This window comes from Bradyrhizobium liaoningense (assembly GCF_018130785.1).
In the GTDB taxonomy this organism is placed as follows: domain Bacteria; phylum Pseudomonadota; class Alphaproteobacteria; order Rhizobiales; family Xanthobacteraceae; genus Bradyrhizobium; species Bradyrhizobium liaoningense_A.
The window spans coordinates 1,080,117-1,106,099 of record NZ_JAFCJT010000001.1 but is presented as its reverse complement, the minus strand read 5'-3'; the positions used below and the strand labels follow the sequence as shown (position 1 = coordinate 1,106,099).

The 25,983-nt window shown below is 64.9% G+C and carries 21 protein-coding genes; 14 read left to right on the top strand and 7 right to left on the bottom strand.

Going from position 1 to position 25,983, the window contains the following annotated elements:
- Positions 1-5 precede the first annotated feature (5 nt).
- The 3 genes from JQ627_RS04840 to JQ627_RS04830 are packed head-to-tail and all read right to left on the bottom strand — an operon-like array spanning position 6 to position 3,130.
- Complete coding sequence (locus JQ627_RS04840; RefSeq protein WP_212482984.1) at positions 6-917, bottom strand: NAD(P)-dependent oxidoreductase; 912 nt, start codon at positions 915-917, stop codon at positions 6-8.
- Between the two features lie 12 nt (positions 918-929).
- Positions 930-2,180 carry a Zn-dependent hydrolase gene (locus JQ627_RS04835; protein ID WP_212482983.1) on the bottom strand — a complete coding sequence of 417 codons (1,251 nt, stop codon included), beginning with the start codon at positions 2,178-2,180 and terminating at the stop codon, positions 930-932.
- 32 nt (positions 2,181-2,212) lie between these two features.
- Complete coding sequence (locus tag JQ627_RS04830; protein ID WP_212482982.1) at positions 2,213-3,130, bottom strand: LysR family transcriptional regulator; 918 nt, start codon at positions 3,128-3,130, stop codon at positions 2,213-2,215.
- A gap of 120 nt (positions 3,131-3,250) precedes the next feature.
- Here JQ627_RS04830 and JQ627_RS04825 point away from each other — a divergent pair, with 120 nt between their 5' ends.
- The 6 genes from JQ627_RS04825 to JQ627_RS04800 all read left to right on the top strand — a co-directional run bounded on the left by JQ627_RS04825 (position 3,251) and on the right by JQ627_RS04800 (position 8,851).
- The gene (locus JQ627_RS04825; RefSeq protein ID WP_212482981.1) at positions 3,251-4,066 is read left to right on the top strand and encodes a putative hydro-lyase; all 816 of its coding nucleotides are present in this window, start codon (positions 3,251-3,253) and stop codon (positions 4,064-4,066) included.
- Positions 4,067-4,155: 89 nt separating this feature from the next.
- A complete protein-coding gene (locus tag JQ627_RS04820) occupies positions 4,156-5,400 on the top strand; it encodes an ABC transporter substrate-binding protein (protein ID WP_166099080.1) in 1,245 nt (414 codons plus the stop codon).
- Positions 5,401-5,573: 173 nt separating this feature from the next.
- Positions 5,574-6,452, top strand: coding sequence for a branched-chain amino acid ABC transporter permease (locus tag JQ627_RS04815; protein WP_212482980.1), 879 nt, complete (start codon positions 5,574-5,576; stop codon positions 6,450-6,452).
- On the top strand, positions 6,452-7,435 hold the full coding sequence (locus tag JQ627_RS04810; protein ID WP_014496897.1) for a branched-chain amino acid ABC transporter permease: 984 nt from the start codon (positions 6,452-6,454) through the stop codon (positions 7,433-7,435). The genes JQ627_RS04815 and JQ627_RS04810 overlap by 1 nt, the downstream gene beginning before the upstream one ends.
- Entirely contained in the window at positions 7,432-8,163 is a 732-nt protein-coding gene (locus tag JQ627_RS04805; RefSeq protein WP_212482979.1) for an ABC transporter ATP-binding protein, read from the top strand. Before JQ627_RS04810 ends, JQ627_RS04805 begins: the two co-directional genes overlap by 4 nt.
- Positions 8,147-8,851, top strand: a complete 705-nt coding sequence (locus tag JQ627_RS04800; protein ID WP_212482978.1) for an ABC transporter ATP-binding protein — start codon at positions 8,147-8,149, stop codon at positions 8,849-8,851. Before JQ627_RS04805 ends, JQ627_RS04800 begins: the two co-directional genes overlap by 17 nt.
- A gap of 180 nt (positions 8,852-9,031) precedes the next feature.
- Here the strand turns inward: JQ627_RS04800 and JQ627_RS04795 are convergent, their stop codons facing one another.
- A complete protein-coding gene (locus JQ627_RS04795; RefSeq protein WP_212482977.1) occupies positions 9,032-9,706 on the bottom strand; it encodes an aldolase in 675 nt (224 codons plus the stop codon).
- A gap of 104 nt (positions 9,707-9,810) precedes the next feature.
- Between JQ627_RS04795 and ltnD the strand changes: the two genes are divergently transcribed.
- The 6 genes from ltnD (at position 9,811) to JQ627_RS04765 (ending at position 19,265) form a co-directional block, all read left to right on the top strand.
- Complete coding sequence (gene ltnD, locus JQ627_RS04790) at positions 9,811-10,728, top strand: L-threonate dehydrogenase (RefSeq protein WP_212482976.1); 918 nt, start codon at positions 9,811-9,813, stop codon at positions 10,726-10,728.
- A gap of 16 nt (positions 10,729-10,744) precedes the next feature.
- Complete coding sequence (gene otnI, locus JQ627_RS04785) at positions 10,745-11,527, top strand: 2-oxo-tetronate isomerase (protein WP_212482975.1); 783 nt, start codon at positions 10,745-10,747, stop codon at positions 11,525-11,527.
- Positions 11,524-12,801, top strand: a complete 1,278-nt coding sequence (otnK, locus tag JQ627_RS04780) for a 3-oxo-tetronate kinase (RefSeq protein WP_212482974.1) — start codon at positions 11,524-11,526, stop codon at positions 12,799-12,801. The genes otnI and otnK overlap by 4 nt, the downstream gene beginning before the upstream one ends.
- A gap of 166 nt (positions 12,802-12,967) precedes the next feature.
- Positions 12,968-14,659: a methyl-accepting chemotaxis protein gene (locus tag JQ627_RS04775; RefSeq protein ID WP_212482973.1), complete on the top strand. Its 1,692-nt coding sequence runs from the start codon at positions 12,968-12,970 to the stop codon at positions 14,657-14,659.
- A 243-nt stretch (positions 14,660-14,902) separates the two neighbouring features.
- Entirely contained in the window at positions 14,903-18,082 is a 3,180-nt protein-coding gene (locus JQ627_RS04770; protein WP_212482972.1) for an efflux RND transporter permease subunit, read from the top strand.
- Entirely contained in the window at positions 18,069-19,265 is a 1,197-nt protein-coding gene (locus tag JQ627_RS04765) for an efflux RND transporter periplasmic adaptor subunit (protein WP_212482971.1), read from the top strand. The genes JQ627_RS04770 and JQ627_RS04765 overlap by 14 nt, the downstream gene beginning before the upstream one ends.
- A 178-nt stretch (positions 19,266-19,443) precedes the next feature.
- Here JQ627_RS04765 and JQ627_RS04760 read toward each other — a convergent pair whose 3' ends face one another.
- Together JQ627_RS04760 and JQ627_RS04755 are read right to left on the bottom strand one after the other, a co-directional pair.
- Positions 19,444-20,958, bottom strand: a complete 1,515-nt coding sequence (locus JQ627_RS04760) for an acetyl-CoA acetyltransferase (protein ID WP_212482970.1) — start codon at positions 20,956-20,958, stop codon at positions 19,444-19,446.
- A 169-nt stretch (positions 20,959-21,127) separates the two neighbouring features.
- On the bottom strand, positions 21,128-22,261 hold the full coding sequence (locus tag JQ627_RS04755) for a nitronate monooxygenase (protein ID WP_212482969.1): 1,134 nt from the start codon (positions 22,259-22,261) through the stop codon (positions 21,128-21,130).
- 255 nt (positions 22,262-22,516) lie between these two features.
- Here JQ627_RS04755 and JQ627_RS04750 point away from each other — a divergent pair, with 255 nt between their 5' ends.
- A complete protein-coding gene (locus tag JQ627_RS04750) occupies positions 22,517-24,175 on the top strand; it encodes an NAD(P)/FAD-dependent oxidoreductase (RefSeq protein WP_212482968.1) in 1,659 nt (552 codons plus the stop codon).
- 114 nt (positions 24,176-24,289) lie between these two features.
- Complete coding sequence (gene yghU / locus JQ627_RS04745) at positions 24,290-25,165, top strand: glutathione-dependent disulfide-bond oxidoreductase (RefSeq protein ID WP_212482967.1); 876 nt, start codon at positions 24,290-24,292, stop codon at positions 25,163-25,165.
- 171 nt (positions 25,166-25,336) lie between these two features.
- On the opposite strand, the gene JQ627_RS04740 is transcribed toward yghU, so the two are convergent.
- On the bottom strand, positions 25,337-25,954 hold the full coding sequence (locus JQ627_RS04740) for a flavin reductase family protein (RefSeq protein ID WP_212482966.1): 618 nt from the start codon (positions 25,952-25,954) through the stop codon (positions 25,337-25,339).
- Between the last annotated feature and the right edge of the window lie 29 nt (positions 25,955-25,983).

Below are 25,983 nucleotides of genomic sequence, written 5' to 3'. Positions count from 1 at the left end.
TGCTCTTATCCTTTCACGATACGGCGGCAATGAACCCATGCCGCTTCAATCAGGTTCTCGCTGGCTTCCGGCGTCCGGAAGGCCGAATGCGCCGACAGCGTCACGTTCGGAATCTTCGTCAGCGGATGATCGCCAGGCAGCGGCTCGATGTTGAAGACGTCGAGGCCGGCATGACGAATGTGGCCGGACTTCAGCGCGTCGATCATCGCCTGCTCGTCGACGACCGCGGCACGCGCGGTGTTGATGAGGATGACGCCGGGCTTCATCGCAAGAATCTTCTCGCGCGTGATCATGCCGCGCGTTTCGTCGTTGAGCAGCAGATGCAGCGAGACCACGTCGCTCTTCGCCAGCAATGTGTCGAGATCGGTGAATTCGACGCCCGGAAAACTCTTCGGCGAGCGGTTCCAGGCGATCACCTTCATGCCGCTGCCGGACGCAATGCGTGCGACCTCGGCGGCGATGCCGCCGAAGCCGATCAGGCCGAGCGTCTTGCCGGTCAGCTGCATGCCATCCTCGCGCAGCCAGTTGCCGGCGCGCATCTCGCGATCCATCATCGCGATGACGCGGGCCGAAGCCCACATCAGCGCGATCGCGGATTCGGCGACGGCGGTGTCGCCATAGCCCTTGATCAGGTGCACGGAGATGCCGAGCTCGGCGAGCTCTTCGGGGTTCATGTAGCTGCGCGCGCCGGTGCCGAGGAACACGACGTGCTTCAGGCCCGTGCACTTCTTCGCGACCTCGGTCGGCAGCGCGGTGTGATCGACGATGGCGATCTCGGCGCCATCGAGGATTTCAGGATATTGCTCGGGCTTGATATCGGGATCCCGGTGGATCCGCACCTTGGGATCATCAGGCTTCTCCAGCCGCTCCATGATCACGGCGAGGGCTTCGTTGGCGTCGACGAAAACTCCGCGCATGGCTCTCTCCGGTCAGGATGCGACGCCGGCGATCGCCAGCACGGTATGCATGAGCACGTTGGTGCCCGCGGCGCAGTCGGGCTGCGTGGCATCCTCGAGCTCGTTGTGGCTGATGCCGTCCTTGCAGGGCACGAACACCATCGCCGCCGGCATGACGGTGTTGAGGTTGCAGGCATCGTGGCCGGCGCCGGAGGTGATGCGGCGAGAGGAATAGCCGAGCGTCTTCGCCGCGTTCTCGACCGCTGCGATCAGCTTGGGATCGAAATGCGTCGGCGGCTTGCGCCAGACAAGGTCGATCTTGACCTCGACCTTGCGGCGCGCGGCAATCTCGGCGATCGCGGCGCGCAAATCGCGATCGAGCGCATCCATGATGGCGCCGTCCGCGCTGCGGCAGTCCATGGTGAAGGCGATCTCGCCGGGAATGACGTTGCGCGAGGGGTTTGCGATCACGGCTTCGCCGATGGTGCCGACCGCCTTGGGCCCATGCTTCTTCGCAACGGCCTCCATCGCCAGCACGATTTCGGAGAGCGTCGCGAGCGCATCGCGCCGCAACGGCATCGGCGTCGATCCGGCGTGGCTCTCGAAGCCGGAAATCTTGCCGTCGTACCACAGCACGCCCTGGCCGGAATCGACCACGCCGATGGTCTTGCCCTCGGCCTCCAAAATCGGGCCCTGCTCGATGTGCAGCTCGACGAAGCAGCCGAGCTTCTGGAAGCCGACCGGCTTGTCGCCGCGATAGCCGATGCTGTCGAGTGCCTGGCCGACGGTCGTGCCCTCGACGTCCTTGCGCGAGAGGATATCGTCGGTGGTGAAATCGCCGACGTAAGCCGCGGAAGCCATCATCGCCGGCGCAAAGCGCGAGCCTTCCTCGTTGGTCCAGTTGACGACGCAGATCGGCGCTTCGGTTTCGATGCCTGCGTCGTTCAGCGTGCGGATCACTTCCAGCGCGCCGAGCGTTCCCAGGATGCCGTCATACTTGCCGCCGGTCGGCTGGGTGTCGAGATGCGAGCCGATGCCGACGGGCGGCTTCGACATGTCGCGGCCCTTGCGCAGGCCGAACTGTGAGCCGAGCGCATCGGTGTGCACCTCGAGGCCGGCGTCCTCGCACGCCTTGCGGAACCAGTCGCGCACCTGCTTGTCTTCGCTGCTCAGCGTCAGCCGCCGCACGCCGCCCTTGGCCGTCGCACCGAACTGCGCGGTCTCGTGGATGGAGCCCCAGAGGCGGGCGGAATCGATCTGTAAATTGGTGGCGGCTCGGCTCATGCGGTCGGTCTCTCTTTTGTCCGGCGCCTTTTTCAATGACGCGCCGGCGCGGGCTCGTCAACCGCGAGGCTGCTCTGCGCAATCTGCCGTGCGAGCTCGGCGACACGCTCCACCGCGACGACGTCAGGCGAGGCGAGCCAGCTCGCCGTGAATGTCAGCGGCGCTATGGCGAGATCGGTGTCGAGCAGTTGTAACCGCCCGTCGGCGAGTTCGTTCTCGACGATGGCGTCGGGGATCACGGCGATGCCGAGCCCCTCGACCGCCATGTGGATGACTGTCGCCAGCGATGCGGATGCATGCAGCCGGATCGGCGGCAGCTCCGGCCGGTCGAAGACTTCACGCACGACCTCGTAAGGCTTGGTCTTGCGCGGGAAGGTGATGATCGGAAACCGCGCAAGCTCCGCCGGCGTCACCGGTCCGTTGCCGAGACCGAGCGAGGGGCTTGCGAGAAAGCCGATCGGATAATCGGCGAGCACGCGATTGTGGACGCCTGAGGCCGACAGCGGCCCGACGACGAAAGCAAGCTCGATCTCCTGCGCGAGCAGTCGCGCGGTGAGGTTCGGCGTGATGTCGACCTCGATCTCCAGCGACAGGTTCGGATAGACTTCGTTCATGCTCTTGACGAGCCGCGGCAGCCAGGTGTGCACGATGGTCTCGGCGACGCCGAGGCGCATCACGCCGCGCATGGCCGAGCGGTCGCCGACCTCGGCCATCATCTGGGCGCGCAGACCGATCAGCTTCTCGGCATAGACCATCATCTGCCGGCCGCTCGGCGTCGGCGAAGCAACGCGATGGTCCCGGTTCAGGAGCTTTACGCCCATCTCGCGCTCGAGCTGGGCGATGCGCTGGGAGATCGCCGGCTGGGTCGTATTGAGCCGTGCTGCGGCGCCGCGAAAGCTGCCGAGCTTCACAACCCAGAGGAAAGTTTCGATCGACCTGAAGTCCAGCATTGAGAAGGATTTTCCCGATCGATAAATTCAATTTATCAAGATCGATTAGAAAGGAAGATTAGACTTTATAGCATGCTTGGTGTTGGCTGTCTTTGTTGAGTTTATAGGCAGGTCGATCAAATGACTGTTTTGGTGGCAGCGCAGCAAACTGAAACACCCGACACGCTCCCGAGCCGCCAGGCGCGGCTTGCCTATCGCGGCGGCCAGGTCGGATCTACCGCCGGCGTCGCTCCCGGCTTCGTCCAGGGCAATCTGGCGATCCTGCCGGCCGAGTACGCCAGCGCCTTTCACCGCTTCTGCCAGCTCAATCCGAAACCGTGCCCGATCATCGGCATGTCCGACGTCGGCAGCCCGCACATCCCCGCACTCGGTGCCGATCTCGACATCCGCACCGACGTGCCGCGCTACCGCGTCTGGCGCGACGGTGAGGTGGTCGACGAGCCGACCGACGTGACCAGGCATTGGCGCGACGATCTCGTGACCTTCGTGCTCGGCTGCTCGTTCTCGTTCGAAGAGGCGCTGCTCGACGAGGGCATGCCGATCCGCCACATCGAGCAGAACGTGCGCGTGCCGATGTACCGCACCAACATCGCCTGCGGCGAGGCCGGTCCGTTCGCCGGTCCCATGGTGGTGTCGATGCGTCCGTTCAGGCCGGCCGATGCGATCCGGGCCGTGCAGATCACCTCGCGTTATCCCGCCGTGCACGGTGCACCCGTGCATCTCGGGCATCCGCACCTGATCGGCATCAAGGATCTCGCCAAGCCGGACTACGGCGATCCCGTGCCCGTCGCCGACGACGAGATCCCGGTGTTCTGGGCCTGCGGCGTGACGCCGCAATCGGTGATCAACGCCGCCAGGCTGCCGTTCGCGATCACGCATTCGCCCGGCCTGATGCTGGTGACGGATCTGAAGAACCGGACCATGGCCGTGATTTAGTAGGCAACGTCTGCTGCTTCTTCGGGCTTTACCGCATCCATCAATCGCTCCATTCGATCAGTCGAAATTTAGTAACAGGGGACTTTGCCATGACGATCTCTCGCCGTGACGTGCTGCTAGGAGCCACCGCCACTGCCGCGCTGGTGCCGCTCGCTGCACGCGCCCAGACCTCGGAAGTCGTGATCGGCGTCATCTATCCGTTCTCCGGCGGCAGCGCGCAGCAGGGCGTCGACGCGCAGAAGGCCTATGAGACCGCGCTCGAAGTCATCAACAAGGACACCGATTTCGATCTGCCGCTGGCCAAGGGCGAGGGTCTGCCCGGCCTCGGCGGCGCAAAAGTCCGCCTCGTGTTCGCCGACCACCAGGCCGATCCGCAAAAGGGCCGCGCCGAAGCCGAGCGCCTGATCACGCAGGAGAAGGTCTCCGCGATCATCGGTACCTATCAGAGCGCGGTCGCCGTCACCGTCAGCCAGATCTGCGAACGCTACCAGATCCCGTTCGTCTCGGCCGACAACTCTTCGCCGAGCCTGCATCGCCGCGGCCTCAAATATTACTTCCGCGCCGCCCCGCATGACGAGATGTACTCGGCCGCGATGTTCGACTTCTTCGATGCCTTGAAGAAGAAGGGCACCAAGATCGAGACGCTGTCGCTGTTCCACGAGGATACCATCTTCGGCACCGATTCCGGCAACGCCCAGGCCAAGATCGCCGGCGAGCGCGGCTACAAGATCGTCACCGACATCAAGTATCGCGCCAACTCGCCCTCGCTCTCGGCCGAGGTGCAGCAGCTCAAGACCGCCAATGCCGACGTGCTGATGCCGTCGAGCTACACCACGGACGGCATCCTGCTGGTCAAGACCATGGCCGAACTGGGCTACAAGCCGAACGCGATCGTGGCGCAGGACGCCGGCTTCTCGGAGAAGGCGCTCTATGATGCCGTCGGCGACAAGCTCGAAGGCGTGATCTCGCGCGGCACCTTCTCGCTCGATCTCGCGCAGAAGCGTCCCATGGTCGGCAAGATCAACGAGATGTTCAAGGCGCGCTCGGGCAAGGACTTCAACGACCTCACCTCGCGCCAGTTCATGGGCCTGATCATCCTGGCCGACGCCATCAACCGCGCCAAGTCGGCCGACGGCGAGAAGATCCGCGATGCACTGGCCGCGACCGACATCCCGGGCGAGCAGACCATCATGCCCTGGAAGCGCGTCAAGTTCGACGAAGCCGGCCAGAACAACGACGCCGACCCGGTGCTGCTGCAATATGTCGGCGGCAAGTTCGTCACCATCTTCCCGCCGCAGGCCGCGATCGCCGAAGCGATCTGGCCGATGAAGTAAGCGTTTCGGAGCGCGGGAGCAGGGGAGCAAATCGAGATCGTCGCACGAGCCTCGTCATTGCGAGGAGCGAAGCGACGAAGCAATCCAGAGTGTCTCCGTGGTGAGATGCTGGATTGCTTCGCTTCGCTCGCAATGACGGAACAAACGATGACGTTTCGAACGGGGGACGACTTTTGACAGCTCAAGCTATTATCCAGAGTCTCGCGAGCGGCCTTCTGATGGGCCTGCTCTACGGACTGATCGCGGTCGGCCTCGCGCTGATTTTCGGCCTGATGGACGTCACGAACTTCGCCCATGGCGAATTCCTGATGATCGCGATGTACCTGTCCTTCTTTCTGTTCGCGTTCTTCGCGATCGATCCCCTGCTGTCGGCCCCATTGGTCGCCGCGGCGATGTTCGTGTTCGGAGCGGTGGTCTATCTGCTCCTTGTACGCTTCGCCATGCGGGCCAAGGCCAATGCCGGCATGGTGCAGATCTTCACGACTTTCGGCCTTGCGATCGTGATGCGCGGCCTCGCGCAGTACTTCTTCACGCCGGACTATCGCAGCATTCCACAGTCCTGGCTCGGCGGTAAAACCATCTCGGTCGCCGGCATCTTCCTGCCGGAGCCGCAACTGGTCGGCGCGCTGGTCTCGATCGCGGCCTTCGCCGGGCTCTACCTCTTCGTCCACCGCACCGACTTCGGCCGCGCGCTGGAAGCCACCCGCGAGGATCCCGGCGCCGTCGCGCTCGTCGGCATCGACAAGAACCGCGTGTTCGCGTTCGGCTGGGGCCTTGGCGCCGCGCTGGTCGGTCTCGCCGGCGCGATCATGGCGGTGTTCTTCTACATCTATCCCGATGTCGGCGCGTCGTTCGCGCTGATCGCCTACGTGACCGTGGCGCTCGGCGGCTTCGGCAGCGTGTTCGGCGCCTTCGCCGGCGGCATCATTGTCGGCCTGGTCGAAGCGGTGACCGCGCTGGTGTTGCCGCCATCGCTGAAGTCCGTCGGCATCTATGCCGTCTATCTCCTCGTCGTCTTCATCCGGCCGCGCGGCCTGTTCGGGTCGATGTGATGGACAAGGCTTTTGCAGCGCGGCGCCGCCGCGACCTCATCATTGCCGCAGTGCTGGCCGGGCTCGCAGCGCTGGCTCCGCTGTTGATCAAGGACGTTTACGTCCAGAACATCCTGATCCTGACCCTGATGTATGCGGCGCTGTCGCAGAGCTGGAACATCCTGTCCGGCTATTGCGGGCAGATCTCGTTGGGGCACGCACTCTATTTCGGCATCGGCGCCTACACCACCGAGTTGCTGTTCACCAAGTTCGGCGTGCTGCCCTGGTTCGGCATGCTCGCCGGCGGCGTGATAGCGGCGATCATCGCAATGGGGCTCGGCTATCCCTTCTTCCGCCTGCGCGGCCATTACTTCGTGATCGCGACCATCGTCATCGCCGAAATCGGACTGCTCTTGTTCCAGAACTGGGAATGGGCGGGGGCTGCGATGGGAATCACCGTTCCCGTGCGCGGCGACAGCTGGCTGAAATTCCAGTTCATGCGTAGCAAGCTGCCGTACTTCTATTTTGCGCTGGTGCTGTGCAGCCTCGCCTGGTTCGTCACCTGGTGGCTGGAAGACTCCAAATGGGGCTTTTGGTGGCGCGCGGTGAAGGACAATCCGGAAGCGGCCGAGAGCCTCGGCGTCGTCGTGTTCAACTCCAAGATGGGCGCGGCCGCGGTCTCCGCCTTCCTCGTCGCCATCGGCGGTGCGTTCTATGCGCAGTTTCTGGCCTATATCGATCCTGAGAGCGTGATGGGCTTCCAGTTTTCGCTGCTGATGGCGTTGCCGGCCGTGCTCGGCGGCATCGGCACCCTCTGGGGGCCTGTGCTTGGGGCTGCCATCCTGATCCCGATGACGGAGCTGACGCGCTCTTATATCGGCGGCTCAGGCCGTGGCGTTGACCTCATCGTCTATGGCGCCCTGATCGTCGCGATCTCGCTGGCCCTGCCGCGCGGTCTGGTGAGCCTGTTCTCCCGTTCGAAGGCAAAAGGAGCCACGCGATGACTGCGCTCCTTGAAACCCGCGGCGTCTGGCAGCGGTTCGGCGGCCTCATCGCCAACAGCGATGTCTCGATCTCGGTCGGCCGCGGCGAGATCGTCGGTCTGATCGGGCCGAACGGCGCCGGCAAGTCGACGCTGTTCAATCTCATCGCCGGCGTTCTGCCGCCGACTCAAGGGTCGATCTGGTTCGACGGCGAGGATGTCACCAACATGCCGGCGGCAGAGCGCTGCCAGCGTGGCGTCGGGCGCACCTTCCAGGTGGGCAAGAGTTTCGAGACCATGACCGTCATCGACAACGTCATCGTCGGTGCTCTCGTCCGCAACACCGTGATGCGCGAGGCGCGCCGTAAGGCGCATAAGGTGCTCGAATTCACCGGCCTTGCCGCGCGCGCCGACGTGCTCGCGAGCGACCTCGTGCCGGCCGAGAAACGCCGCCTCGAAGTCGCCCGTGCGCTGGCGACCGAACCGAAGCTGCTGCTGCTGGACGAAGTCCTCACCGGCCTGACGCCGACCGAGGCGCAGACCGGCGTCGCGCTGGTGCGCAAGGTGCGCGATGCCGGCATCACCGTTTTGATGGTCGAGCATGTCATGGAGATCGTGATGCCGCTGGTCGACCGCGCCATCGTGCTCGACCTCGGCAAGGTGCTGGTCGAGGGTAAGCCTTCCGACGTCGTTCGCGATCCCAAGGTGATCAGCGCATATCTGGGAGATCGTCATGCTGTCGGTGCATGAAGTCACGACCGCCTATCAGGGTCTGGTCGCGATCTCCGCGGTCTCGATCGAGGTCCAGAAGGGCGAGATCGTCTGCGTCGCCGGCGCCAATGGCGCGGGCAAGTCGACGCTGCTCAAATCCATCGCCGGCGCCGAGCGCCCGCGCTCGGGCACGGTGACGTTCGACGGCAAGCGGCTCGACGGCATGGCGCAGCATCACGTCACCGCCACCGGCATCGCCTATGTGCCGGAGAACCGCCGCCTGTTTCCGCGTCTGTCGGTGCGCGACAATCTGCGCCTCGGCAGTTATCTCTACCGCGGTGAGGCGAATCGCGAAGAGCCGCTCGATCTCGTCTTCAAGCTGTTCCCGCGTCTCCAGGAACGTTTGGAGCAGCGCGCCGAGACGCTATCCGGCGGTGAGCAGCAGATGCTCGCGATCGGCCGCGCGCTCATGACGCGCCCGCGGCTGTTGATGCTGGACGAGCCCTCGCAAGGCATCATGCCGAAGCTGGTCGACGAAATCTTCCAGGCGGTACTGCGCATCCGCGACGCCGGCATGACCGTGCTGATCGTCGAGCAGCGCATGGCCGAGTGCCTAGAAATTGCCGACCGCGCCTACATCCTGCAAACCGGCCGCGTGCTGATGCAGGGCCCGGCAGCCGAAATCAGGGGCAATCCCGACGTGCGCAAGGCGTATCTGGGGCTGTAGCCACAAGGTGTCGGGCATGTACGTCCCACGCACTCGGTGTCATCGCCCGCGAAGGCGGGCTCCAGTACTCCGAGACGTCAGAGAGATACGGAGAAGCCGCGGCGTACTGGATTCCCCGCCTTCACGGGGAATGACAGCGGTGGGTGAGGCGACGCTAGCCCGCCCATGACCGCGCGCCACCTAATCCTCGTGCCCATGCTCCGGCAGCGTGACCCCGAACACCTTCACCAGATCCGTCACCTGCTCCGGTGACAAATATCGCGGGTTCAGCCCCCGCAGCAGCAGGTACAGCTTCGCCGTCTCCTCCAGCTCCTCCGTCGCGAACACCGCGGCCTCCAGCGTGTCGCCGGCGACCACCGGGCCATGATTGGCAAGCAGCACGGATGAATACTTCCCCGCCAGTCCCTTGATCGCATCCGCGACTGCGGGATCGCCGGGGCGGTAATAGGGCACAAGCGCGGTGGCGCCGCATTTCATCAGATAATAGGCCGTCATCGGCGGCAGCGCGGCGCGCGGGTCGATCTCGGGCAGCATCGATAGCGCGACCGAGTGTGTGGAGTGCAGATGCACGATCGCCCGTGCACTCCCGCGTGTGTCGTAGAGCGCGGTGTGCAGCGGAACTTCCTTGGTCGGGGCATCGCCCGAAACCAGCCGGCCCTGATCGTCCAGCCGCGACAGTTTTGCGGGATCGAGGAAGCCGAGCGAGGCGTTGGTCGGCGTCACCAGCCAGCCGCCGCTATCCAGCCTGACGCTGATATTGCCGGAGGAGCCCGGCGTCAGCCCGCGTTCGAACAAAGAGCGTCCGAAGCGGCAGACATCCTCGCGCAGCCGGGTCTCATTGCTCATGGCCGTCATGCCCGCTTGTCTCACGCTTTGGCAGCGCGGCCAAGCCGTGTTATTCGGTTGCCGAGCCGCCACAAAGGGCGGCCGTCCGGGAAACGTTCGCAAGGGTTAGTTGCATGTCAGCCTCCAGGTCACAGAATCAGCGTATCGCCGTCATCGGGCTCGGCTCGATGGGGTTCGGCATGGCGACCTCGCTGAAGCGCGCCGGCCATGCCGTGACCGGCTGCGATGTTTCGGCTGATGCGGTGGCGCGTTTCGTGAAGGACGGTGGCGCAGGCGCAAAGACCCCGGCCGAAGCGGCCAAGGGCGCGGATATCGTCGTCAGCGTCGTCGTCAATGCGGCCCAGACCGAGACGATCCTGTTCGGCAAGGACGGTGTCGCCGAGACCCTGCCGAAGGACAGTGTCTTCCTGTCCTCCGCCACCATGGACCCGGATGTGGCCCGCCGCCTCGCGAAGCAGCTTGAGGGGACCGGCCGTCACTATCTGGATGCGCCGATCTCGGGCGGCGCGCAGCGCGCAGCCCAGGGCGAGCTGACGATCCTTGCATCCGGCAGTCCCGCTGCCTTTGCAAAGGCACGGCCGGCGCTCGATGCCATGGCGGCAAAGCTCTACGAGCTCGGCGATGCCGCAGGGCAGGGCGCCGCCTTCAAGATGATCAACCAGTTGCTCGCCGGTGTGCATATCGCCGCCGCCAGCGAAGCGATGGCCTTTGCCGCCAAGCAGGGCCTCGACATCCGCAAGGTCTATGAGGTGATCACGGCCTCCGCCGGCAATTCCTGGATGTTCGAGAACCGCATGCCGCATGTGCTCGACGGCGACTACACGCCCCGGAGCGCGGTCGAGATCTTCGTCAAGGACCTCGGCATCATCCAGGACATGGCGCGCAGCGCCCGATTCCCGGTGCCTGTCTCCGCCGCCGCGCTCCAGATGTTCCTGATGACATCAGCCGCCGGCATGGGCCGTGACGACGACGCATCGGTGGCGCGCATGTATGCGCAGGTCACCGGCGTGAAGCTGCCCGGCGACAAGTAGAGCCAAGAGGAGTCCGATGCCCCGTTTTGCCGCCAACCTCTCGATGATGTTCACCGAGGTGCCGTTCCTCGACCGCTTCGATGCCGCCGCGCAAGCGGGCTTCACCGCGGTCGAGTTTCTCTTTCCCTATGAGCATCCGGCCGAGGCGGTCGGCGAGCGCCTCAAGCGCAACGGCCTGACGCAGGCGCTGTTCAACCTGCCGCCGGGCGACTGGAACGCCGGCGAGAAAGGTTTTGCGGCGCTCCCGGCGCGGTTCTCGGATCTCAAGGCGAGCCTGGACACCGCGTTGCCTTACGCCAAGGCGACTGGCGTGAAGCGGCTCCATTTGATGGCTGGCATTGCTAACCGCGGCGAGCGCGTCGCGATCGAGGCGTTCTACAAATCGGTGGCGTGGGCTGCGGAGTTCTTCGCTCCGCACGGCATCGACATCGTGCTCGAGCCGATCAATGCGCGCAACGTGCCCGGCTACTTCCTCAACGATTTCGGCTTCGCGCGCGACCTGATCCAGGAGTTGAGGCTTCCGAACCTGAAGCTCCAGTTCGACATCTATCACTGCGGGATCATTCACGGCGACGTCACCATGCGCTTGCGTGAGATGATGCCGATCATTGGTCACATCCAGATCGCCAGCATCCCGTCGCGCAACGAGCCCGACGGCGAGGAGCTGAACTATCCGTTCCTGTTTGCCGAGCTCGACCGGCTCGGCTATGCCGGCTTCGTCGGCTGCGAATACAATCCGCGCGGCAAGACCACCGATGGCCTCGCCTGGTTCAAGCCTTATGCCGGAGTGAAGCCGTGACGCTCGCGCTGGGTTGCATTGCCGACGACTATACCGGCGCCTCCGATCTCGCCAACACGCTGACGCGCGCGGGCCTGCGCACCGTGCAGACCATCGGCGTGCCCGCTGACGACCTGGCGCTGCCCGAGGTCGACGCCGTCGTGGTGTCGCTGAAGAGCCGCTCGATCGAGGCCGGCCTTGCCGTGTCGCGCTCGCGCGCGGCGGAGACATGGCTGCGTGGCCGTGGCGCCAGCCACGTGCTGTTCAAGATCTGCTCGACCTTCGATTCCACCGATGCGGGCAATATCGGCCCGGTGATGGACGCGCTGCGCGCCGATGGAGGCGAGGGCGTCGTGCTGGTGACGCCTGCTTTCCCGGAGACCGGCCGCACCGTCTACCAGGGCAATCTGTTCGTCGGCGCCGTGCCGCTGAACGAGAGTCCGCTCAAGGACCATCCGCTCAACCCGATGCGCGATTCCAGCCTGGTGCGCGTGCTGGCGCGCCAGAGCAAGACGCAGGTCGGCCTCGTGGACCTCGCCACCGTCGCTCGCGGCGCCGACGCCGTGCGGGCCCGGTTGGCTGAGCTCGCGGGCAAGGGCGTCGGCGCCGCGATCATCGACGCCGTGTTCGACCGCGACCTCGAGACCATCGGCCTCGTCGCCGCCCAGCATCGGCTGTCGGTCGGCGCCTCCGGCATCGGCCTTGGGCTGGCGCGGGCGCTGGTCTCGACGGGCAAGGTCAAGTCGGCCGCTGGCAGCGGCGGGTCGGACGCTGCCGTCGGCGGACCGGCGGCCTGCCTCGCCGGAAGCTGCTCACAGGCGACGCTCCAGCAGATCGCCAATGCTGAACGTGCCATGGCGGTGCTCCATCTCGATCAGAACCGTATTCTTACGGGAGCGGACGAAGTGCAGCGTGCGATCGCCTGGGCCAGGCCGCGACTTGCCGACGGTCCGGTCCTGATCGCGTCGAGCGCGACACCGGATCAGGTCGCCGCCTTGCAGGCGCGCCACGGCCGCGATGCGGCCGGTCATGCCATCGAGCAGGCGATGGCCGACATTGCGGAAAACCTCGTGAAATCAGGCGTTCGGCGGCTGGTCGTGGCTGGTGGCGAGACCTCCGGCGCCGTTGTCGATCGCCTCGGGATTCCCGGCTTCCTGGTCGGCGCGGAAATCGCTGCGGGCGTGCCGGTGCTGCGCGCCGTCGGCGCTGAAGCTGGCGATATGCTGCTCGCGCTGAAGTCCGGAAATTTCGGCGGGCCGGAGTTTTTCTCGGACGCGCTTGGGCTCATGCGCTGAGCGCAGGGCCTTTTTAGTCCCTCATTCACTTCTTTAAGGTTCCGTACTCGTACGGAGTCGTAGTTAACAACTGCTCAGTCGCTTTGTTGTTGGATGTCGGCGCCGCTCCTTTTTGTTTGACCACGTTTCAGGACGCGCCGCCGCGCCAACGCAAAGAGACCCGATTATGTTTGCCACCATCTCCATTCGCGCCAAGATCATCAGTGCCGTGGCGTTCCTGCTGGTCGCGATGGCCGGCATGGGCCTCCTCGCCGTCATGAAGATGCGGACGATCAACGCCAACACCGTCGACATCACCACGAACTGGATGCCTAGCGTCCGCGTGATCGGCGATCTGCGCGCTGGCGTCATTACCTACCGCAACGTGATCCGCGAGCACATGCTGTCGGAGACGCTGGAGGAAAAGCTTGCGGCCGAGAAAACGCTGGCAACGGTGGTCGAGGCGAACACTAAGTTCCGCAAGTCTTATGAGGGGATGATCACCTCGCCCGAAGAGCGAGCTCTGTACAGCGAGTGGTCCAAAAAGTGGGAAGAGTACAAGAAGGGCACCCAGGAAGTCATGGCGCTGTCGCGCCGGGATGCCAACAAGATTCCGCACGACGCACATGAGCTGAACACCAAGACGGTCAACAAGATCGGCCTCGAGGCCGACGCCATCTTGGCCAAGGATATCGAACTCAACACCAAGGGCGGCGATCAGGCCTCCGCAGACGCCTCGGAGACCTATTACTACGCCTTCATGCTGGTCGCGATCATCCTCGGTGCCGCCGTGGTTGCCGGCCTTGGCGTCGGCTTCTACCTGGTCCAGGACGTCTCCGCCGGCATCAACTCGATCATCCAGCCGATGCAGGCGCTCGGCAAGGGCGACCTCTCCGCCGAAGTCCCGCATCGCGGCGAGAAGACCGAGATCGGCGCCATGGCCGATGTGCTCCAGATCTTCAAGGAGGCGCTGATCGCCAAGAAAGCCGCCGACGAGGCTGCCGCCGCCGATGCCGAGGCCAAGATCGAGCGCGGCCGCCGCGTCGACGGCATCACCCGCGATTTCGAAACGATGATCGGCGAGATCGTCCAGACCGTGTCGTCGGCCTCGACCCAGCTCGAAGCCTCCGCCTCGACGCTGACCTCGACCGCCGACCGCTCCCAGCGGCTGGCGACCACGGTTGCCGGTGCATCGGAGGAAGCCTCGACCAACGTGCAGTCGGTTGCTTCGGCCACTGAAGAGATGGCCTCCTCGGTCGGCGAGATCAGCCGCCAGGTGCAGGAATCGGCCCGGATGGCGGGTGACGCCGTCGGCCAGGCCCGTGCCACCACCGAGCGCGTCAGCGAGCTGTCCAAGGCGGCTTCCCGCATCGGTGACGTCGTCGAACTGATCAACACCATCGCCGGCCAGACCAACCTGCTGGCGCTGAACGCCACCATCGAGGCGGCGCGTGCCGGTGAAGCCGGCCGCGGCTTCGCGGTGGTCGCCTCCGAGGTAAAGGCGCTCGCCGAGCAGACCGCCAAGGCGACCGGCGAGATCGGCCAGCAGATCTCCGGCATCCAGGCGGCGACCAACGACTCGGTCGGCGCCATCAAGGAGATCTCCTCGACCATCGAGCGTCTCTCCGAAATCTCCTCGGCGATTGCCGCTGCGGTGGAAGAGCAGGGCGCAGCGACGCAGGAGATCGCCCGCAACGTGCAGCAGGCCGCGCAGGGCACCCAGCAGGTCTCCTCCAATATCACCGACGTGCAGCGCGGTGCGACCGAGACCGGCACGGCCTCATCGCAGGTGCTGTCGGCAGCGCAGATGCTGTCCAACGACTCGAGCCGCCTCAAGACCGAGGTCAGCAAGTTCCTGACCAACGTCCGCGCGGCCTAAGCCGGGACATGATCGCAGTTCTGGAAGCGGCGCCTGCGGGCGCCGCTTTTTCGCTGGGTAAGCCGCTTCTGTAATCTTCCGGGCAGGGGCTGCATATCTGGAATGCGATTTCGCTGTGCGATAGCAGGGAAGTGACCGCACGGGGCGGCGCCGTCGTTGGCCATTTCCGCAGTGTTCGGGTAAATCAGCCCTAGGAACCCGTGGGGCGTGTTCCCTGTCCCCGATTTTGGAATTGCCTGACCAATGATTGCTCTGGTCCGTATTGCCCTGAGCCGACCCTACACGTTTGTCGTGCTCGCGCTTCTGCTCCTGATCATCGGGCCGCTCGCGGCCCTGCGGACGCCGACCGACATCTTCCCGGACATCCGCATCCCCGTGATCGGCGTGGTCTGGCAGTACACCGGCCTGCCGCCGGACCAGATGTCCGGCCGCATCACCACGCCTTTCCAGCGCGCGTTGACGACGACCGTCAACGACATCGAGCACATTACTGCCAACTCCTATAACGGCTTTGGCATCATCAAGATCTTCTTCCAGCCGAACGTCGACATCCGCACCGCCAACGCGCAGGTCACCGCGATCTCGCAGACGCTGCTGAAGCAGATGCCGCCGGGCGCAACGCCGCCCTTGATCCTGAATTACTCCGCCTCGACCGTGCCGATCATTCAGGTGGCGCTGTCAGGCGATGGCCTGACCGAGCAGAATCTCGCCGATATCGGCATCAACAACCTGCGCACGCCGCTGGTCACCGTACCTGGCGCGGCGATCCCGTATCCGTTCGGCGGCAAGCAGCGCCAGGTCCAGATCGACCTCGATCCGACAGCGCTCCAGGCCCGCGGCCTGTCTGGCCAGGACGTCGCCAACGCGCTCGCCGCGCAGAACCTGATCACGCCGGTCGGCACCCAGAAGATCGGCCAGTTCGAATACAACATCCAGCTCAACAACTCGCCGCTGAGGATCGACGAGCTCGGCAATCTGCCGATCAAGACCGTCAACGGCGCGATGGTCTATGTGCGCGACGTCGCGACCGTGCGTGACGGCAATCCGCCGCAGACCAACATCGTCCATGTCGACGGCAACCGTTCGGTGCTGATGATGGTGCTGAAGGCGGGCGCGACCTCGACGCTCGATATCATCGCCGGCATCAAGCAGAAGGTGATCGACGTCAAGGACCAGCTCCCCGACGCCCTGAAGATCGGCTTCATCGGCGACCAGTCGGTGTTCGTCCGCGGCGCGATTCAAGGCGTCGCCTTCGAAGGCGTGATCGCGGCGCTGCTCACCAGCGTCATGATCCTGCTGTTCCTCGGCAGCTGGCGTTCGACCATCATCATCGCGGTCTCGATCCCGCTGTCGGTGCTCGGGGCCATCATCATGCTGTCGGCGATCGGCGAGACGCTGAACATCATGACGCTCGGCGGCCTTGCGCTCGCGGTCGGCATTCTCGTCGACGACGCCACCGTGACCATCGAGAACATCAACTACCATCTGGAGCAGGGCAAGCCGGTCGAGCAGTCGATCCTCGACGGCGCCAACCAGATCGTGACGCCGGCCTTCGTCTCGCTGCTCTGCATCTGCATCGTGTTCGTGCCGATGTTCTTCCTCACCGGCGTCGCGCGCTTCCTGTTCGTGCCGATGGCCGAGGCCGTGATGTTCGCGATGATCTGGTCGTTCATCCTGTCGCGCACGCTGGTGCCGACCATGGCGAACTATTTGCTGCAGGCGCATGTCCATCACGAGGGCGCGCCGCCGAAATCGCGCAATCCGCTGGTGTGGTTCCAGCGCGGCTTCGAGAAGCGGTTCGAGCGCATTCGCGGCGGCTACCACAATCTGCTGGGACTGGCGCTGGCGCACCGCGCGGTGTTCGTGATTGGCTTCCTCTGCGTGGTCGGCGCGTCCTTCGCGCTGGTGCCGTTCCTGGGACGCAACTTCTTTCCCGCGGTCGATGCCGGCAATATCCTGATGCATGTCCGTACCCAGGTCGGCACCCGCGTCGAGGAGACCGCCAACCAGCTCGCCGACGTGCAGAAGGCGGTTCGCAAGCTGATTCCGGGCGAGATCGAGACCATGACCGACAACATCGGCATGCCGATCTCCGGCATCAACATGACCTACAACAACACGGGCGTGATCGGCCCGCAGGACGGCGACATCCAGATCAAGCTGAAAGAGGGCCACAAGCCGACGGAGGAGCACGTGCGCGTGCTGCGCGAGCAGCTGCCACGCCTGTTCCCCGGCGTCAGCTTCGCGTTCCTCCCCGCAGACATCGTCAGCCAGATCCTGAACTTCGGCGCGCCGGCGCCGATTGATCTTCAGATTCGCGGCGCCAATCTCAGTGCCAATTTTGCTTACGCCAACCAGCTGCTGGCCAAGGTCCGCAAGATTCCCGGTGTGGCCGATGCACGCATCCAGCAGTCGCCGAACAACCCCACCTTCAACATCGACGTCGACCGCACCCGCGCGCAATATGTCGGCCTGACCGAGCGCGACGTCACCAACAGCCTCGTGGTCAATCTCGCCGGCTCCTCGCAGGTGGCGCCGACCTACTACCTCAACCCCGATAACGGCGTGTCCTACTCGATCGTGATGCAGACGCCGCAATACCAGATCGACTCGCTCAGCGCGCTCCAGACGCTGCCGATCACGGCCGCCGGCAATTCGCAATCGCCGATTCTCGGCGGCATCGCCGACATCAAGCGCTCGACCTCGAGCGCGGTGGTGTCGCAATACGACATCCAGTCGATGGTGCAGATCTTTGCCACGACCTCGGGCCGCGATCTCGGCGCAGTCGCTGCCGATATCCGCCAGGTGATTGCCGACACCGCCAAGGACGTGCCGAAGGGCTCCTCCGTGGTGCTGCTCGGCCAGGTGCAGACCATGAACAGCGCCTTCACCGGGCTGCTGTTCGGCCTGCTCGGGGCCGTCGTGCTGATCTACTTCCTGATCGTCGTGAACTTCCAGTCCTGGTCCGACCCGTTCGTGATCATCACGGCGCTGCCGGCCGCGCTCGCCGGCATCGTCTGGATGCTGTTCATGACCGAGACCACGCTGTCGGTGCCGGCGCTGACCGGCGCGATCATGTGCATGGGCGTTGCCACCGCCAACAGCGTGCTCGTGATCTCCTTCGCCCGCGAGCGCTACGAGGAACTCGGTGACCCCATCGCCGCTGCGCTCGAAGCCGGCTTCGTCCGGTTCCGCCCGGTGCTGATGACCGCGCTCGCCATGATCATCGGCATGGCGCCGATGGCCCTGGGCCTGGGCGAGGGTGGCGAGCAGAATGCGCCCCTTGGCCGCGCCGTGATCGGCGGCCTGATCTTTGCAACTTTCGCCACGCTGATGTTTGTTCCCGTGGTGTTCAGTATGGTACACAAGAAACAAGGCGCCAAAGCCGCCGCCCCATTGGAGACCCCGCATGTCGCCCACTGAACCCCGCTCCCCGGTGTCGCACCGGAAACTGGGCATCTTCGGCGTGGTGGCGCTGATTGCGGCTGGCCTCGTCGTGGGAACCGGCATCCGCGCCCGCGAGGAGCAGGGCTCCAAGCTGAAGGAATGGACCGACGATCAGGCCGTTCCCAGCGTTGCGGTGACCCTGCCCAATGCCAAGGCTCTCAACTCCACCATCGACCTGCCGGGCCGGCTTGAAGCCTATTACCGTGCGCCGATCTTCGCGCGCGTCTCCGGTTACCTGAAGAGCTGGAGCGTCGACATCGGCGCGCGCGTCAAGTCCGGGCAGGTGATCGCCGAGATCGAGGCGCCCGACCTCGACCAGCAGCTCTTGCAGGCCCGCGCCGATCTGGCCAGCCAGCAGGCCAGCGCCAGGCTCTCGGAAGCAACGCTCAACCGCCGCAAGACGCTGGTCGCCTCCAACTTCGTCTCGGCGCAGGAGATCGACGAGCGTACCGCCGATCTCTCCAACAAGAACGCGGCCGTGCACTCAGGCCAGGCCAATGTCGAGCGGCTGGAAGCGCTGGCCGGCTACAAGAAGATCGCCGCGCCGTTCGATGGCGTCGTCACCGCGCGCGATACCGACGTCGGCGCACTGATCAATGCCGGCGGCGGCTCGGGTCCGGCGATGTTCGTAGTCTCCGACATCACCAAGCTGCGCGTCTACGTCAACGTTCCCCAGAACTACGTGCCGGCGATCAAGATCGGTGCCAAGGCCACCATCGCGCTGCCGGAGTATCCGAACCGGACCTTCCAGGCGACAGTGGAAGCCTCCTCGCAAGCCGTCGACGTCGCCTCCGGCACCACGCGGATGCAGCTCGGTCTGGACAATTCGAGCGGTGAGCTGATGCCCGGCGGCTATGCCAGCGTGAAGCTCGGCCTTCAGCGCGACTCCGCGCCGCTCAGCGTTCCCGCCAGTGCCCTGATCTTCAACGGCAGCGGTCTGCGCGTCGCGACGGTCGGGCCCGACGACAAGGTGTTGTTCAAGTCGGTGACGATCGCGCGCGACCTCGGCCGCGAGATCGAGTTGGCCTCAGGAATCGCAGCGGATGACCGCGTCATCACCGCCCCGCCGGACGGCCTCTCTGATGGCGATCCGGTCCGCGTCGTTGGCGCCAAGGGCAAGCCGGCGACGGCGTCGGAGAAGCAGGCGCCGAAGAGTTAAGGGCGGTCTCGTGCCCCGGATGCCGGTCTCGTAGGGTGGGCAAAGGCGCTCTTGCGCCGTGCCCACCAATCTTGCCGGATCACATCAAGATGGTGGGCACACTTCGCTTTGCCCACCCTACGAGAGCTGTTGCGGAGCGGCACTTCGCGCCGCACCGCGTCCGGGACACGAGAGCCAGCTACGCCACGCGCCACTCCGGCACGCCATCCGCAGCCATCGTGATCTCGCCGAGCGAGCCGACCGGCGTGCGATCCATGTTCAGCAGATGTGCCAGCGTCGCGCTATCGCGCGCGGGAATCCGCGCCAGCGTGCGCCGGTCGTCTTGCGTGCGCAGCATCACCACGCCGTGCTCGACATCGCCGCCTCGGCCATAGAGCACCGTAAAGCTCTCCACCTTGCCCCTGCCGCTCGGCTCCGTGACGAACTCCGGCACCGCGCGCTTGTTGCGGTCGGCTTCCGCCTGCACGCTCGTCTCCTGCGCCGGGGCCTCACGCGGCGGCGTCTTCGACACCACCAGGGCGTGATGCTTGGTAACAAAACCGCCCTGGCCGTAGAGCAGCCCGAGCTTGGCGCCGTCGCGCACACGCCGGATCATCGCGCAGGCTGCATGCGTCATGTAGGTGTTGAGCGGCGCGCCGAAGAAGGTGAGGCCACCGGTCACGGTCGGCTGCACGTCGGCGCCCAGGCCCAGCGTACGCCGCGCCATCTTGGGGACGCACGGGAAGCAGCTATAGAGCTCGATCGCGTCGAACTTCTTGCCGTCGCCGCCGGCGAGGTCCATCACTGCCTTCAGCACGGCGTTCTGCGGATGGCTCTCGTAAAACTGGTCGCGCAAGAGATAGTCGCGCGGCTCTTCCGCCGAGGCGCCGCCGAGCGGGTAGACCAGTCTGTCCTCGGGAATTCCGGCCGCTCGTGCCTTGGCGAGGCTGGTGAGCAGCAACGCGCCGCCCATGTTGACGCTGGGGTTGGCAACCATGAGCTTGTTGTAGGGCCATGCGATCAGGCGATTGTCCGCCGTCGGCGTCGTGATCTCGTCCGGCGCATAGCGCCGCTTCAGCCAGGCGTTGGGATTTTCGGCGGCGGCCTCGGAGTAGCGCGACCACAGCGTGCCGGACTCTGCCATGGCTTCGCGGGGCGTCTGGCGCCAATGGGCGGAGGAGGCGGACTCATAGAAGGGATAGACGGTAACAGGACGGAACACGCCGAGCTTCACCGCCAGCGGCTTCTGGAACGCGGCGCCGCGCTTGGGCTCCTCGACGTCATGCGCGAATGGCGTCCAGGGCAGCTTTGCCCCGGCGCGTTCTGCCTTGGTCGCGGTCGACTGCGCCTCCGCGCCGCAGATTGCCGCTACCGTGCATTCACCACGCGCAATGCGCTTTGCCGCCTCGTGGAGATAGCGGATCGGGCTCTCGCCGCCGACCGGGCCGTAATGGCAATGCGCAGGCGCAATGCCGAGCCGCTGCGCCAAGAGCTTCTCCGGATCGCGGTAGCGCCAGCTCAGGAAGTTGACGACGTCGAGCGACTGCACCTCGCCAAGCATTTTCACGCCGGCGTCCTGCTCGGCCCTGCGCAGCGCCTGTTCGAGCAGGTCGAGCGGCTCGAGGCCCTCGGTGATCTCCTTGGGTCGGTCGACGATCTCGCCGATGCCGACGATGACGGGGATGCGGTCTTCGGGGATATTGGTCTTGGTCATTTCTTCTTGTTTCACGTTTCAGATTCTTGGCACGCCGTCGTCCTTCGAGGGCCGCTGAAGAAGCGGCCACCTCAGGATGACGGCTACGGACGCAGCGTCATCCTGAGGTGCGAGCCGAGCGGCGCATCGCGCCGCTTGGCGAGCCTCGAAGGATGGGCCGCGCACACCGTCACTCCGCCACCAGCGCATTCATGTGCTCGACGGCTTCGGCAAAGTCTTCCTTGAACTCCTGCACAACGGCGCCCGCCGACTTCACGCCGTCGATCAGGCCGACGCCCTGGCCGACGAAATAGCTGACGAGATCGCGCGCCTTGGCGTTGCCGCTTGCGGCTGCGCGGTCGATCGAATTGAAGGCGTCGCGGCTGATGATGCTCTGCAGCGGCATCGGCAGCGCGCCCGGGCTTTCCGGCGCGCGGTCCCAGGCATCGGTCCAGACCGAGCGGAGCTGCCGTGCGGGCTTGCCGGTGCGGCCCTTCGAGCGCACCGCGTCGCGCGAGGATGCCGCGATCATCTTCTCGCGAAAAATCTCCGTGGTCTCGGCTTCCACTGTCGCAAGCCACACCGAGCCGGTCCAGGCACCCGCGGCACCCATCGCCATGCAGGCCGCCATCTGCCGTCCCGTCATGATGCCGCCGGCCGCCAGCACCGGCACGTCGCGGATCTTCTTGATCGCCTTGATCACCTCCGGCACCAGCACCATGGTCGAGACCTCGCCGCAATGGCCGCCGGCCTCGGTGCCCTGCACCACGAGGATGTCGACACCGGCGGCGACCTGGCGCAACGCATGCTCCTTGGCGCCGACGAGGGCCGCAACCGGCACGCCGTGCTTCTTGCCCATGTCGATCATCGCCTTCGGCGGCACGCCCAGCGCGTTGGCGATCAATCGGATCGGATGGTTGAAAGAGACCTCGAGCAACTGAAGTGCCGTCCTTGCATCGAACGGTTGCGGCTGGTTGTCGGCCACATCAGTGGTCGTCAACTCGATGTCGTACTTCTTCAGCAGGTCGCGCGTGTAGGCCCGGTGTTCCTGCGGCACGCGCGCCTCCAGGCTCTTCCAGGTGACGTCCTTCTCGCCCGAGGTCGAGATATTTTCGGGGATCAGCACGTCGATGCCGTAGGGCTTGCCGTCTACATGCTCGTCGATCCATCTCAGTTCGCGTTCGAGCGTGTCGGGCGTGTGCACGGTGGCACCTAACACGCCAAAGCCGCCGGCGCGGCTGACGGCGGCAACGACGTCGCGGCAATGACTGAAGGCGAGCAGCGGGAACTCGATGCCCAGCATGTCGCAGATCGGCGATTTCATGGCTCTCTCCCGGCAGCCGTCGCGTTGCTGTTGTTGCTTTGCTTGAGCGAAGGCGCTTCGACGCTAGCCCATCGTCGCCTGCGATGCCAAGCCGGATTTGGCCGCGCATCTTGCGTGCAGACGCCACGCGGCGGATGAGCCATTCCGCTGCACAAAATATGCGGACCAGAGCCCACCGATTTGCCTCTTGCGCTTTTGTGAGCCCCAGAGAATGCTGGCTCAAACAAAGAGAAAACAACGAGGGAGCGCCAATCGATGTCGCCAGCGCAAGCGAGTCCGGCCCAAACCGCGAAAGCCTACGACGTGGTCGTTGTCGGTGCGGGCTTTGCCGGCATGTACATGCTGCATCGCCTGCGCAATCTTGGCTTCTCGGCGCGCGTCTATGAGCAGGGTGGTGGCGTCGGCGGCACCTGGTACTGGAATCGCTATCCTGGCGCGCGCTGCGATGTCGAGAGCATGCAGTACTCCTACTCATTCTCCGAAGAGCTCCAGCAGGAATGGGACTGGAGCGAGCGCTACGCGCCGCAAGCGGAGATCCTGAAATACGCCAACCACGTTGCCGATCGTTTTGATCTTCGCCGGGACATCCAGTTCGACACCCGCGTCGAGCGCGCCGCGTTCGACGAGCGTGCGAAGTGCTGGTCGGTGACGATATCCGGCGGCAAGACGGTTGAGGCGCAGTTCATCGTGCTCGCGACCGGCTGCCTCTCGAACGCGCGCAAGCCCGACATCAAAGGCCTTGAGAGCTTCAAAGGCCCCGTCTATCACACCGGCAACTGGCCGCACGAGGACGTCGATTTCACCGGCTTGCGCGTCGGCCTGATCGGCACGGGATCGTCAGGAATCCAGTCGACGCCTGTGATCGCCGAGCAAGCCAAACATCTCACCGTGTTTCAGCGCACGGCGAATTTCTCGATCCCCGCCCGCAATTCCGCTCTGACCGACGAGGAACGCGACACGTTCCGCAAAAAATATCCGGAGATCCGCCAGTTCGCGCGTGAGGTCGCACGCAACGGCATTTTCGCGGAGCAGCCCGATCGCGGCGCACTCGACGACAGCGACGAGATCAGGAACGGCAAGTACGCGTCGCGCTGGGAGCGCGGCGGGCTCACCTTCATGTATGTCTACAACAATCTCGGCCTCGAGAGGTCCGCGAATGATACCGCGGCAAACTTCGTACGCGGCAAGATTGCCGAGATCGTCAGGGATCCGGAGACTGCAAAATTGCTCCAGCCCAACAGTCATCCGATCGGCACCAAGCGCATCTGCATCGACACGGATTATTTCGCGACCTTCAATCGCCCGAACGTCTCGCTGGTCGACATCAAGACCAATCCGATCGAGGAGATCACGGCGAATGCCGTGCGTGTCGCAGGCAAGGACCACGAGGTCGACGCGCTGGTGATGGCGACAGGGTTCGATGCCATGACCGGCTCGATCGCGAAGATCGATATCAGTGGCCCGGGCGGACGGGCGCTGAACGAGAAGTGGGCGGAAGGCCCAAAGACCTATCTCGGGCTGATGAGCGCGGGCTTTCCGAATCTCTTCATCATCACCGGCCCCGGCAGCCCATCGGTGCTGTCGAACATGATCGTTTCGATCGAGCAGCATGTCGACTGGATCGCCGATTGCCTCGTCCACATGCGCAGGCAGGGCCTTGCCACCATGGAGGCGGGCAGGGAGGCCGAGGACAGGTGGGTCGCCCATGTCAACGAGGTCGCCCACGGCACGCTCTATCCGCAGGCCAATTCCTGGTACATGGGGGCCAACATCCCCGGCAAGCCGCGCATCTTCATGCCCTATATCGGCGGCGTCGGGGTCTACAGGCGGATCTGCGACGAGGTCGCGGCAAAGGGGTACGAGGGGTTTGTAATGGAGGCGGCGCTGCAGCCCCGCAGGGTGGTGACCGGTTAGGTCGGATGCATGACGCCGGCTTGAGGCCCGCGCCGGACGCAGGGCCGGCAGGACTTGCCATCGGCTATTCGCGGGCTAATTAATGCAGGCGCATCTTTTCGCCGGAGCCCCAGCATGACCGATACCCCCGCCTACGTGCCGCCCAAAGTCTGGACCTGGAACAAGGAGAACGGCGGGCAGTTCGCCAGCATCAACCGCCCGATCGCCGGCCCCACCCACGACAAGGAGCTGCCGGTCGGCAAGCATCCGCTCCAGCTCTATTCGCTGGCGACGCCAAACGGGGTGAAGGTCACGGTGATGCTGGAGGAGCTTCTGGCGCTCGGCCACAAGGGCGCCGAATACGATGCCTGGCTGATCAGGATCGGCAATGGCGACCAGTTCGGCAGCGGCTTTGTCGACATCAACCCGAACTCCAAGATTCCGGCGCTGATGGACCGGTCCGGTCCCGAACCGATCCGGGTGTTCGAGTCCGGCTCGATCCTGTTCTACCTCGCCGAGAAGTTCGGCGCCTTCCTGCCGAAGGAGATCAAGGCCCGGACGGACGCGATGTCCTGGTTGTTCTGGCAGATGGGCAGCGCACCCTATCTCGGCGGCGGCTTCGGTCATTTCTACGCCTACGCGCCGACCAAGATCGAATACGCCATCGACCGTTTTGCGATGGAGACCAAGCGCCAGCTCGACGTGCTCGACCGGCGCCTCGCCGACAACGAGTACCTCGCGGGCAATGACTACACCATCGCCGATATCGCGGTGTGGCCCTGGTACGGCGCACTCGCCAAGGGGCTGGTCTACGGCGCCGGCGAATTCCTGTCGGTGCAGGACTACAAGAACGTGCAGCGCTGGACCGACCAGATCGCCAAGCGCCCGGCCGTCAAGCGCGGCCGCATGGTCAACCGCGTCTCCGGCGATCCCGCCAGCCAGCTCCACGAGCGGCATGATGCCAGCGATTTCGAGACCAAGACGCAGGACAAGATCGCGCCCGCGACGTAGACCTCTTTCTTCACCTCGCCCCGCTTGCGGGGAGAGGTCGAATTCGATCGTAGATCGAATTCGGGTGAGGGGGACTCTCCGCGAGTCACACTGTCACCGTCCCCGAGGAGAATCCCCCTCACCCCAACCCTCTCCCCGCAGGCGGGCGAGGGGGCGCACCTTCACCGCGGCTTACTTCCCCTTCGCCCCTTCCGCCGCCGGAAACACCACGCGGTCATCGGTGCGGCAGTAGCGGTCGGCGAACATGCGGCCGATCGGGTGATAGCGGTCCATGTGCACGCGCATCGCCTTGTCGTCCCACAGCTCGTCACGGATATGGAAGTGGATGCCTTCGCCCATGATCAGCCGGCGATCGTCGTTGACGTCGATCATCTTCCAGAGCTTGCACTCCATCGCCCAGGGCGTGTCAGCCAGCCGCGGCACCGCGATCCTGGTCGACGGCGCGAGTTTCAAGCCGAGATAGTCGGGCTCGCCGACGTCAGGTGGAAAGTCGCCGCTGCTCTCATGCATCGCTTTCGCCAGCGGCTCGTCGGCGATATTGACCACGAACTCGCCGGTGCGCTGGATGTTGAGGAACGTGTCCTTGTCCTGACCGTTCGGCTTGCGGTTCGCCGCGAACATGCACAGCGGCGGATCTTCGCAGAATGCGTTGAAGAAGCTGAACGGCGCGGCGTTGACGACGCCGGTCGGCCCGACCGTGGTTACCCACGCGATCGGCCGCGGCAGGACGAAGGACGTCAGCACCTTGTAGCGCTCGCGTGGCGTCAAGTCGCTGGCGGCGTATTCCATCGGCTTCCTTTTCCGTCGAACGACCTTCG